The organism is Ureibacillus sp. 179-F W5.1 NHS (assembly GCF_045369345.1).
Classification (GTDB): domain Bacteria; phylum Bacillota; class Bacilli; order Bacillales_A; family Planococcaceae; genus Ureibacillus; species Ureibacillus halotolerans.
The window spans coordinates 136174-147617 of sequence record NZ_JBIQFG010000004.1; the positions used below are offsets into that span (position 1 = coordinate 136174).

General features: G+C 36.4%; 9 protein-coding genes. All 9 read left to right on the forward strand.

The features are described 5' to 3' along the window. Positions 1 to 194: 194 nt before the first annotated feature. The 9 genes from clpX to hemL all read left to right on the forward strand — a co-directional run bounded on the left by clpX (position 195) and on the right by hemL (position 11322). A complete protein-coding gene (gene clpX, locus ACH0B5_RS03870; RefSeq protein WP_122971598.1) occupies positions 195 to 1463 on the forward strand; it encodes an ATP-dependent protease ATP-binding subunit ClpX in 1269 nt (422 codons plus the stop codon). A gap of 270 nt (positions 1464 to 1733) precedes the next feature. Then, a complete protein-coding gene (gene lon / locus ACH0B5_RS03875) occupies positions 1734 to 4055 on the forward strand; it encodes an endopeptidase La (protein WP_122971599.1) in 2322 nt (773 codons plus the stop codon). A 1-nt stretch (position 4056) separates the two neighbouring features. Next, positions 4057 to 4638, forward strand: coding sequence for a ribosome biogenesis GTP-binding protein YihA/YsxC (yihA, locus tag ACH0B5_RS03880; RefSeq protein WP_406927416.1), 582 nt, complete (start codon positions 4057 to 4059; stop codon positions 4636 to 4638). A 273-nt stretch (positions 4639 to 4911) separates the two neighbouring features. Next, positions 4912 to 6273, forward strand: coding sequence for a glutamyl-tRNA reductase (gene hemA / locus ACH0B5_RS03885; protein WP_122971601.1), 1362 nt, complete (start codon positions 4912 to 4914; stop codon positions 6271 to 6273). A 257-nt stretch (positions 6274 to 6530) separates the two neighbouring features. After that, on the forward strand, positions 6531 to 7358 hold the full coding sequence (locus tag ACH0B5_RS03890) for a cytochrome c biogenesis protein (protein ID WP_341362384.1): 828 nt from the start codon (positions 6531 to 6533) through the stop codon (positions 7356 to 7358). Between the two features lie 18 nt (positions 7359 to 7376). Then, entirely contained in the window at positions 7377 to 8306 is a 930-nt protein-coding gene (gene hemC / locus ACH0B5_RS03895) for a hydroxymethylbilane synthase (protein ID WP_341362383.1), read from the forward strand. Next, positions 8299 to 9066, forward strand: coding sequence for a uroporphyrinogen-III synthase (locus ACH0B5_RS03900; RefSeq protein ID WP_406927417.1), 768 nt, complete (start codon positions 8299 to 8301; stop codon positions 9064 to 9066). Before hemC ends, ACH0B5_RS03900 begins: the two co-directional genes overlap by 8 nt. Next, complete coding sequence (gene hemB / locus ACH0B5_RS03905; RefSeq protein WP_122971605.1) at positions 9053 to 10033, forward strand: porphobilinogen synthase; 981 nt, start codon at positions 9053 to 9055, stop codon at positions 10031 to 10033. Before ACH0B5_RS03900 ends, hemB begins: the two co-directional genes overlap by 14 nt. A 2-nt stretch (positions 10034 to 10035) precedes the next feature. After that, a complete protein-coding gene (hemL, locus tag ACH0B5_RS03910; protein ID WP_122971606.1) occupies positions 10036 to 11322 on the forward strand; it encodes a glutamate-1-semialdehyde 2,1-aminomutase in 1287 nt (428 codons plus the stop codon). Positions 11323 to 11444: the final 122 nt, after the last annotated feature.

Consider the following 11444-nt stretch of genomic DNA (forward strand, 5'->3'; position numbering starts at 1 on the left):
GTCGGTAAAATTAGGGAATTTTCTCAATGTTTAACAACTTTCATTGGATTTAGTCAAATTTTGTTTGACATATTGAATCAATACATAGACAAAATAAGCTTATAATAAATGCTATTATGGGTGAATCGAAACAACTTATTTGATAAACATAACAGAATCTTGTAAGATTGTTGCTTGAATAGGGGTGAAGCAAATTGTTCAAATTTAATGATGAAAAAGGCAATTTAAAGTGTTCATTCTGTGGAAAACCACAGGAACAAGTACGTAAATTAGTAGCTGGACCTGGCGTTTACATTTGTGATGAATGTATCGAGCTTTGTTCTGAAATCGTTGTAGAAGAGTTAGGGGTAGAAGAGGAAATTGAATTTCAAGAGATCCCTAAACCAAAAGAGATATTATCGATTTTAGACGAATATGTAATTGGACAAGAGCGCGCCAAGAAAGCATTATCAGTTGCTGTGTACAATCATTACAAACGAATTAATTCGAACAGCAAAATTGATGATGTCGAATTGTCAAAATCGAATATCGTTTTAATTGGACCTACTGGTAGTGGGAAAACACTCCTTGCTCAAACATTAGCACGTATTTTAAACGTACCATTTGCAATCGCAGATGCGACTTCTCTTACTGAAGCGGGGTATGTTGGTGAGGATGTTGAAAATATCCTTTTAAAATTAATACAAGCTGCTGATTATGATATCGAACGTGCAGAAAAAGGGATTATTTATATAGATGAAATCGATAAAGTAGCTCGTAAATCTGAAAACCCTTCAATTACACGTGATGTATCAGGCGAAGGTGTTCAACAAGCATTACTTAAAATTCTTGAAGGTACGGTTGCAAGTGTTCCTCCACAAGGTGGAAGAAAACATCCGCATCAAGAGTTTTTACAAATAGATACAACGAACATTCTATTTATTGTTGGTGGAGCGTTCGACGGTATTGAACAAATTATTAAACGTCGTCAAGGACGTAAAGTAATTGGTTTTGGTGCTGATCCGAAGAAAGTGGAAGAGGATAGTGCGTCATTACTTTCTCAATTAATTCCTGAAGATTTATTAAAATTTGGTTTAATTCCTGAATTCATTGGACGTTTACCAGTTTTAGCATCTTTAGAACAGTTAGACGAGAGCGCATTAGTGCGTATTTTAACTGAACCGAAAAATGCTTTGGTGAAACAGTACCAAAAAATGTTTGAACTAGATAAAGTGGAATTAGATTTCGAAGAAGAAGCATTGTTAGCGATTGCAAAAGAAGCCATTGAACGAAAAACTGGGGCTCGCGGATTGCGTTCGATTATTGAATCAACAATGTTAGATATGATGTTTGAACTTCCTTCCCGTGAAGATATTGTGAAATGTATTATTACGAAGGAAACAATAACGGAAAAAGCTACACCGAAATTGATTCTTGCTGATGGAACAGAACTAAATATTTCAGACAAAAAAACTTCAGCTTAATTTAGCTAAAGTTCAGCAATTAGTTTTGAGAGCTGACTTCGAACTTGCGTTTAATTAGCGCTATTTCGTAAGTCAGCTCTTTGTTCCAAAAATAAACTACATATAAGTGTCTAATTTAAGTTTTTATTTACATAATAAGTAGTAGGTATAAGACTAACATTTTCGCTCAATACAGAATTTACTATGAATATGTAAGTGAAATGTCGTTTTTTTATCACATACTAAACAAGCGGGTTGTAACGGAAAATGTGGATGGAGGTGAATACCCGCATGACTAAAACAAAAGAAAATATTCCACTATTACCATTACGTGGCTTATTAGTTTACCCTTCAATGGTTTTACATATTGATGTAGGGAGAGCTCGGTCGGTAGCGGCTTTAGAACACGCAATGTTAAACGAAAATCAAATCTTTTTAGCAACACAAAAGGATTTACGTGTGGAACAGCCGACAAAAGATGAGCTTTATTCCATTGGTACACTAGTAAATGTAAAACAAATGCTAAAACTTCCAAATGGAACTTTGCGCATATTAGTTGAAGGCATAAGCCGTGCGAAAATGACTCATTATGAAGAACAAAAGAATTTCACGATAGTGAATCTTGAAATTCATGAAGATGATACGGAAAAGGACGCAGAAATCGAGGCGTTAATGCGTACTTTAATTTCTTATTTTGAAAAATACGCCAAATCATCAAACAAAATAACTTCAGAGACGATTGATTCCGTTATAGACATTGAAGAACCTGGTCGACTTTGTGACATCGTAGCATCCCATTTGCCTTTTAAAGTGTCGGAAAAGCAAGAAGTCTTAAGCCTTTTCGATGTAAAGAAACGGTTAAATCACTTAATCGTTCGTCTTCATGATGAACAGGAAGTATTAAACCTTGAAAAGAAAATCAATTCTAAAGTAAAACAAGCGATGGAACGGACGCAAAAGGAATATTATTTGCGCGAACAGATGAAGGCGATACAAGCCGAACTTGGCGACCGTGAAGGAAAAACGGGAGAAGTAGCCGATTTGCGGAAACGGGTAGAAGAAGCTGGTATGCCTGAATCCACTAAAAGGGTAGCAATCAAAGAATTGGATCGATATGAAAAGCTTCCAGCTGCAAGTGCTGAGAGTGGGGTTATTCGAAATTATATAGAATGGCTTATTACCGTTCCTTGGAAGGAAAGCACGGAAGATCGTTTAGATATAAAACATGCAGAAGAAATTTTAAATCGTGATCATGATGGATTAGAAAAAGTAAAAGAACGTATTTTAGAATATTTATCTGTCCGTCAATTGAAAAATTCTGTCCGTGGTCCAATACTCTGTTTAGCAGGGCCTCCGGGGGTTGGTAAAACTTCATTGGCAAAATCTGTTGCTGAAAGTTTAAATCGTCATTTTGTCCGCGTATCCTTAGGTGGAGTAAGGGATGAATCGGAAATTCGTGGTCACCGACGTACGTACGTTGGGGCAATGCCTGGCCGTATTATTCAAGGGATGAAAAAAGCTGGTACAGTAAATCCGGTATTTCTACTAGATGAAATCGATAAAATGTCCAACGATTTCCGTGGCGATCCATCTGCTGCTATGTTGGAAGTATTAGATCCAGAGCAAAATAATTCCTTTAGTGACCATTACTTGGAAGAACCTTATGATCTTTCACAAGTGTTATTTATTGCTACGGCTAATGATTTAAGCACAATCCCAGGACCTTTACTAGATCGTATGGAAATCATTTCGATTGCTGGTTATACAGAAATTGAAAAAACGCTCATTACAAAAAATCATTTAATACCAAAACAAATTAGTGAAAACGGTTTGAAAAAATCTCAGCTTATTATTAAAGACGAAGCAATCATTGATTTAATTCGTTATTACACTAGAGAAGCCGGTGTTCGTAATTTGCAAAGACAAATTGCTTCCCTTTGTCGTAAGGCTGCTAAAATAATTGTCTCCGGTGAGAAAAAACGGGTGACGGTGAACTCAAAAGTATTAGAGGATATGCTTGGTAAACACCGATTCCACTATGGTCAAGCAGAAACAGAAAACCAAGTAGGGGTTGCTACTGGTTTAGCTTATACGACTGTTGGTGGCGATACACTCCAAATCGAAGTATCATTAACACCTGGGAAGGGTAAATTAATCTTAACAGGTAAGCTTGGAGATGTAATGAAGGAATCTGCCCAAACGGCGTTATCCTATGTTCGTTCTTTAACGGATAAATTAGCAATTGATGAAGATTACTTCGATCAACATGATATTCATATTCACGTTCCAGAAGGGGCAGTACCAAAGGATGGTCCATCAGCAGGGATTACGATGGCGACAGCCCTTGTTTCAGCCATTTCCAATAAACCGATTAATCGTGAAGTAGGGATGACTGGAGAAATTACATTGCGCGGACGTGTATTACCGATTGGTGGTTTAAAAGAGAAATCATTAGGAGCCCATCGTGCAGGTTTAACTACAATTATTATTCCAAAGGATAATGAAAAAGATATAGATGATATTCCAGACACAATTCGTGAACAATTGACGTTTAAGCCGGTATCATCTGCAGAAGAAGTGCTTAATATTGCACTTGTTGGAGGTTTTAAATGAAATGAAAGTCCATAACGTAGAAATGGTTATAAGTGCCGTTAAACCAGAGCAATATCCAGAAGATGGACTTCCTGAATTTGCTTTAGCGGGCCGTTCGAATGTAGGGAAATCTTCCTTCATCAATAAGATGATTGGCAGAAAAGCATTAGCTCGTATTTCATCTAAGCCAGGGAAAACGCAAACGTTAAACTTTTATAAAATCGAGGAACAATTATTTTTCGTTGACGTACCTGGTTATGGCTATGCCAAAGTTTCCAAAAAGGAACGGGAAGCGTGGGGGAAAATGATTGAACGATATATAACAGCGCGTAGAGTATTACGTGCTGTTGTATTAATCGTTGATTTAAGACATGTCCCTACACAAGATGATGTCATGATGTACGATTTTTTAAAGTATTACAACATTCCTGCCATCGTTATTGCAACAAAAGCCGATAAGATAAAAAAAGGTAATTGGGAAAAGCATAAAAAAGTAGTAAGAGAAACGTTAGAGATGGATAAAAATGATCCACTAATCGTTTTTTCATCAGAAACAGGTTTAGGCTTCGAACAAGCTTGGACTGAAATTGAAAAACGAATGTAATCCTACATAAATCTACATGCGCTAGTAAAATTTTTGCTAGCGTATTTTTCTTAAACGATATTTCGACATTACATAACGAAATAATAGAATTATTCTAACTATTTCTTTTTAAGCATTCTAATTTGAAACATCACGTAATATTTGTTACACTTACTTTAGAATAATTCTAATTTAAAAATACTTTCATAGCATGTTCACATTTTATCGTGTGGATAACGCTTTCTTTATGTTAAAATAAAATTTATGAAATAGATCGTGTGAGGTGTAAAGTTCATGCATACACTAGTCGTAGGCTTGAATTATAGAACTGCGCCAGTCGAAATTCGTGAAAAATTGTCGTTTATTGAGAGTGAATTACCGAAGGCGATGGCAGCATTAAAAAAAGAAAAAAGCATATTAGAAGACGTAATTGTTTCAACATGTAACCGAACTGAAATATATGCGGTAGTTGATCAATTGCATACAGGCCGATATTATATTAAACAATTTTTAGCGAAATGGTTCGACATTCCTGTTGAACAATTTGAAACTCATTTATATATTCGAGAAGATGACGATTCGTTACATCATTTATTCCGAGTTACATCAGGAATTGACTCAATGGTGTTAGGTGAAACTCAAATTCTTGGACAAGTGAAGAAAAGCTTTTTAGAAGCCCAAGAAATTGGTTCTACTGGTACGATTTACAACCAATTGTTCAAACAAGCTGTCACTTTCGCTAAGCGTGCTCATAATGAAACGACAATTAATGAAAATGCAGTATCTGTTTCATATGCAGCAGTAGAACTTGCTAAAAAGATTTTCGGTTCATTAAAAAATAAACACGTTGCAATATTAGGTGCTGGTAAAATGGGTGAATTGGCGATTCAAAACTTATACGGTAACGGTGTAGGGAAAGTAACTGTTGTTAACCGTACTTTTGAAAAGGCCGAAAAACTAGCATCGAAATTTAACGGTGATGCGAAATCAATGCAAGAACTACAATGTATTTTATTAGAAGCAGATATATTAATTAGTTCTACAGGTTCGACAGATTATGTGATTGACTTGGAACTAATGGAGTACGTAGAACGTTTACGTAAAGGGAAACCTTTATTTATGGTCGATATCGCAGTACCCCGTGACTTAGATCCACGTATTGGCGATTTATCAAATGTTTTCTTATATGATATAGATGATTTGCAAGGTATTGTGGAAGCAAATTTAGCGGAACGTGAACAAGCGGCTCAAGAAATTACAGAAATGATTGGACAAGAAGTCGTTCAATTTAAAGATTGGTTTGCAACTTTAGGCGTTGTTCCTGTTATTTCTGCCCTTCGCAAAAAGGCGGATCGCATTCAAAAAGAAACGATGTCTAGTATTGAAAATAAAATGCCTAACTTAACGGAACGTGAACGCAAAATATTAAATAAACATACAAAATCCATCATTAATCAATTATTGAAGGATCCTATTTTACAAGCGAAGGAATTGGCGAATTCACCTAAGGCAAATCAACAATTGATGCTTTTCCAACAAATATTTGGTATTGAAGAAGCAGTCAATGAAGAAGTGAATACTCAACAGCGAAGTGAACAAGCTTTTATGGAAAGTTCACAAAATAAGGCAGTTTTAGATGGGAAATTGTCATATTAATTTTATTTAGTTAGAAGGATATTGGCTAAATAAAGCCTCTTAATATGGAAGCAACTATTTGATTTTCGTTATATATTGTATCTGTTGCCTTGTATTAAAAGTAGGCATTTTTATTTGTAATTGAGGCGTTTTCGTATCTGTATGGTAAACTGAGATACGAGAACGCTTATTTTTTGAAGTTTTACATATTTTTACTGAAAACCTTGAATAAGGTATTAGATTGATAAAAGTTGTAAAAGATGAAGAAGGGTAGCGAAATGACACAATTAGCAATGGCTAGGCTTTATGAGATCATGGTTGTTCTTTATGCCGTCGGAATCGTATTTTATTTCATCGATTTTTTCTACAAACGTGTTAAAATTCGACGAATTGGCTTTTGGCTCATTTCCGTCGTATGGGTCTTACAAACTGCATTCTTTTTACTTTATATAATCGAAATTAGGCGTTTCCCTATTCTCTCATTGACAGAGGGGATTTACTTTTACGCATGGTTACTTGTGACGATTTCGATTATTTTACATTGTATTGCACGAGTTGATTTACCTGTATTTTTTATTAATGTTTTAGGATTTATCTTTGTGACGATTCATTTATTTGCACCAAATCAGGTCGAACATCCACTAGTTGAATCGCTAGAATCTGAGATGGTATTTATCCATATATCCTTTGCTATTATTTCCTATGCTGCTTTTTCCCTTTCTTTTGTTTTTTCTGTTTTATATTTAATTTTATACAGATTGCTAAAGGAGAAAAAGTATACGAAATTATGGTCCCGCTTACCTAGTTTGCATCAAATGAGTAGGTGGATGTTTTATTCCGTTTTAATTGGTGTTCCGATTATTTTTATTAGTTTATTATTAGGCTTGGAATGGGCGTTTTTAAAATTGGAGGTCCTCTCCATTTTCGATATAAAAATTGTCGGTTCCTTTGTCATTACGGTTATTTATTTAACGGTTTTAGTATTACATCATAGTGGGAAACTTACAGGTTTAAATTTTGCTTGGGCACAAATTTACACTTTCTTACTTGTTGTAATTAATTTCTTCTTAGGTAGTAAATTATCCAATTTTCATTTTTGGTATTAGTAGAAAGGTAGGCTTATCATGAGAAAAATCATCGTAGGTTCACGGAAAAGTAAATTAGCACTAACTCAAACGAACTGGTTTATAAATGAATTAAAAAACGCGGGAGTTCCTTTTGAGTTTGAAGTAAAGGAAATTGTAACAAAGGGAGACCGTATTTTAGATGTTCAATTGTCTAAAGTTGGAGGGAAAGGGTTATTTGTAAAAGAAATCGAACAAGCCTTGTATGATAAAGAAATCGATTTTGCTGTTCATTCCATGAAAGACATGCCAGCAGTATTACCAGAAGGGTTAGTTATTGGATGTATTCCTCCCCGTGAAGATGCAAGAGATGCCTTTATCTCAAAAGGTCATGTGAAATTTGCGGACTTACCTAAAGGAGCAGTTGTTGGGACAAGCTCTTTACGTCGTAGTGCTCAACTTTTACAGGCAAGACCTGATCTTGAAATTAAATGGATTCGAGGAAATGTAGATACTCGTTTAGCAAAACTTGAAAATGAAGATTACGATGCAATCATTTTAGCTGCAGCTGGTCTGAAACGTCTTGGTTGGAATGATGACGTCGTTACAGAATATTTAGATATCGATTTATGTTTACCTGCAGTAGCCCAAGGAACATTAGGAATTGAATGTCGCGGGGATGACAAAGAGCTATTAGATGCATTAGCAAAATTAACAGATCAAACTACTTGGAACGAAGCCCATGCTGAGCGTGCCTTTTTAGCTGCTATGGATGGTGGCTGCCAAGTGCCAATCGCAGGCTATGCAAAAACTGAAGGGGATACATTAACTTTAACTGGACTAGTTGCAGCCCCAGATTCATCTGTTATTTATAAAGAAACTTTAACTGGAACTAACCCTGAGCAATTAGGGAAAGAAGTAGCGAACATTTTAACAGAGCAAGGAGCCTTTGATTTAATTCAGAAAGTAAAGGCTGAACAAAATGCTTAAACCTTTAGAAGGAAATACGGTCGTTTTAACGGGTACGACAAAATCGACTACAATCCTTACTAAAATTCAGTCATTAGGTGGAGAAGCTATTTCCTGTCCTCTTATTGAAACGAAAGAAACGATTCATCGAAATGATGATGAGCTACTTCAAAAAGCTCGAATAGTTGACTGGCTTATTTTCACAAGTCAAAATGGTGTCAGAGCCTTTTGTGATAAGATGAAACGCCACCATTTAACCACTGCCCACTTTAATGGGCGGGTGGCGGCGGTTGGTACAAAAACAGCGAAATCTTTGGAACAAAATGGCTTCCAAGTAAGCTTCATGCCGACGGTTTTTAGTGCCGATGTATTTGTGAAGGAGTTCCCAGCGATAACGGGGGACGAACCAAACTGTTTGTTTATTAAAGGAAATAAAGCGAAAGATACGCTGAAAAGGGGATTACCTTTTGACGTGAAAGAATGGACTGTGTATGATACACATGAAAATCTGACCAATATTCAGCCTTTAATAGAACTTGTACAAACAAAGGCAAAACCAATCCTTATTTTCGCAAGCCCTTCAGCTGTAGATGTTTTTGCAAATCATGTTGCCCCTATTACCGGGTGGGATAAAGCTAAATTAGCTGCCATTGGCCATATAACAGCAGCAAGAATAGCGTTTTATGGTGCTGAAGTTACATACAAACCGAAAGTTTATACAATGGAAGCAGTTATTGAAGAAATTCAAAGAAAGAAGGAAATCAATCATGAAAGATCTTAATTTCAAAAGACATCGTCGTCTTCGTTCATCCGCAACAATGCGTTCAATGGTGAAAGAAACTTATTTGCATAAAGAGGATTTTATTTATCCGATTTTTGTCATTGAAGGGGAAAATATAAAAAATGAAGTAAGCTCCATGCCTGGTGTTTTCCAATATTCTTTGGACAGATTAGCTGAAGAAGTAGATGAAGTTGTCGCTTTAGGAATTCCATCGGTTATTTTATTCGGTATACCAGCAGAAAAGGATGCTGTAGGTACTGGTGCATTCCATGACCATGGTATTGTTCAAGAAGCAACTCGTTTAATTAAAGAACGTCATCCGGAATTAATCGTTATTGCGGATACATGTTTATGTGAATTTACTGATCATGGTCATTGTGGAGTAGTAGAAGGAGAAAAAATCTTAAATGACCCTTCACTAGATGTTTTAGCCCGTACAGCTGTATCTCAAGCAAAAGCAGGAGCGGACATTATTGCCCCATCCAATATGATGGATGGTTTCGTAGCGGCTATTCGTGTTGCCTTAGATGAAGCTGGTTTCGAAGATGTACCGATTATGTCTTACGCTGTAAAATATGCATCTGCTTACTATGGTCCATTCCGTGAAGCAGCAGATGGGGCTCCCCAATTTGGAGACCGTAAAACGTATCAAATGGATCCAGCGAATCGTTTAGAAGCATTCCGGGAAGCAGAATCCGATATCGAAGAAGGAGCAGATTTCTTAATCGTAAAACCTGCACTATCTTATTTAGATATTATTCGTGATGTTCGTAACAATTACAATTTACCAATCGTGGCTTATAACGTATCTGGTGAATATGCGATGGTAAAAGCAGCAGCATTAAACGGCTGGATTGATGAAAAAGCGGTAGTGCTAGAAACTTTACTTGGTATGAAACGTGCTGGTGCTGATATGATTCTTACTTATCATGCAAAAGATGCTGTCCGTTGGTTGGAGGGGAAATAATCATGACATACGAAAAATCGATTCAAGCATTTTCTGAAAGTGTTCATTTAATGCCTGGTGGGGTAAATAGCCCTGTACGTGCATTTAAATCAGTTAACACAGATCCAATTTTTATGGAATCTGGAAAAGGTGCCATTATTAAAGATATCGATGGCAATGAATACATTGACTATGTATTAAGTTGGGGCCCCCTTATTTTAGGTCATTCCCATCCAGAAGTTGTGAAAGCTATTCAAGAGCAAGCTGCAAAAGGCTCTTCTTTTGGTGCTCCAACTTTATTGGAAAATGAATTAGCTCAAATTGTGATTGATCGAGTTCCATCTGTTGAAATGGTACGTTTTGTTTCATCTGGTACGGAAGCGACAATGGCAGCATTACGTTTAGCCCGTGGATATACGGGTAGAGATATTATTTTAAAATTCGAAGGATCTTACCACGGTCACGGTGATTCTTTATTAATTAAAGCTGGATCAGGCGTCGCTACTCTAGGTTTACCTGATAGCCCTGGTGTTCCTGCGGATATCGCTAAAAATACATTAACAGTTGCTTATAATGATTTAGAAGCAGTACAAGCAGTATTTGAAAAATTTGGTGAACAAATTGCGGCTGTAATTGTGGAGCCAGTTGCAGGAAATATGGGAGTTGTTCCTCCGAAACCAGGTTTCTTAGAAGGGTTACGAAAAGTAACAGAAGAAAATGGATCCCTTCTTATTTTTGATGAAGTAATGACTGGTTTCCGTGTCGATTATCATTGTGCTCAAGGTTACTTTGGTGTGAACCCGGATTTAACATGCCTTGGTAAAGTTGTTGGCGGTGGTCTTCCAGTTGGTGCCTTTGCAGGGAAACGGGAAATTATGGAGCAAATTGCACCAGCAGGTCCAGTTTATCAAGCCGGAACATTATCCGGTAACCCATTAGCTATGACAGCTGGTATTGAGACGTTATCTCGTTTAACACCAGAATCCTATGAATATTTCAAAAAATTAGGTGACCAATTAGAGGCGGGTATTCGTGAAGCAGCAACGAAATACAATATTCCACATACTGTTAATCGCGCTGGTTCAATGATTGGTTTATTCTTAACAAATGAAGAGGTAGTGGACTTTGCTTCAGCTAAAACTTCAGACTTAAAATTATTTGCTGAGTATTATAAATTAATGGCGGAGGAAGGGATTTATTTACCACCTTCCCAATTTGAAGGATTGTTTATTTCAACTGCTCATACAGAAGAGCATATTGAAAAAACCGTAGAAGCATTCCATAAAGTGTTTGCCAAATTAGCCCGATAATGGAAAAGAGTGTCTATCTCAAAGGAGATAGGCACTCTTTTTTTATGGCTCTAAAATATTTGTTGGGGTACAGATAAAATTCAGAAAAAATAAACACGCAATCTCCTAATTTTGTTAGACTT

Bases quoted from the DNA above. Each gene is read 5' to 3' on its own strand.
- ACH0B5_RS03890 (WP_341362384.1), top strand. From the start codon at position 6,531: ATGACACAATTAGCAATGGCTAGGCTTTATGAGATCATGGTTGTTCTT.
- hemB (WP_122971605.1), top strand. From the start codon at position 9,053: ATGAAAGATCTTAATTTCAAAAGACATCGTCGTCTTCGTTCATCCGCA.
- lon (WP_122971599.1), top strand. From the start codon at position 1,734: ATGACTAAAACAAAAGAAAATATTCCACTATTACCATTACGTGGCTTA.
- yihA (WP_406927416.1), top strand. From the start codon at position 4,057: ATGAAAGTCCATAACGTAGAAATGGTTATAAGTGCCGTTAAACCAGAG.
- hemA (WP_122971601.1), top strand. From the start codon at position 4,912: ATGCATACACTAGTCGTAGGCTTGAATTATAGAACTGCGCCAGTCGAA.
- hemC (WP_341362383.1), top strand. From the start codon at position 7,377: ATGAGAAAAATCATCGTAGGTTCACGGAAAAGTAAATTAGCACTAACT.
- hemL (WP_122971606.1), top strand. From the start codon at position 10,036: ATGACATACGAAAAATCGATTCAAGCATTTTCTGAAAGTGTTCATTTA.
- ACH0B5_RS03900 (WP_406927417.1), top strand. From the start codon at position 8,299: ATGCTTAAACCTTTAGAAGGAAATACGGTCGTTTTAACGGGTACGACA.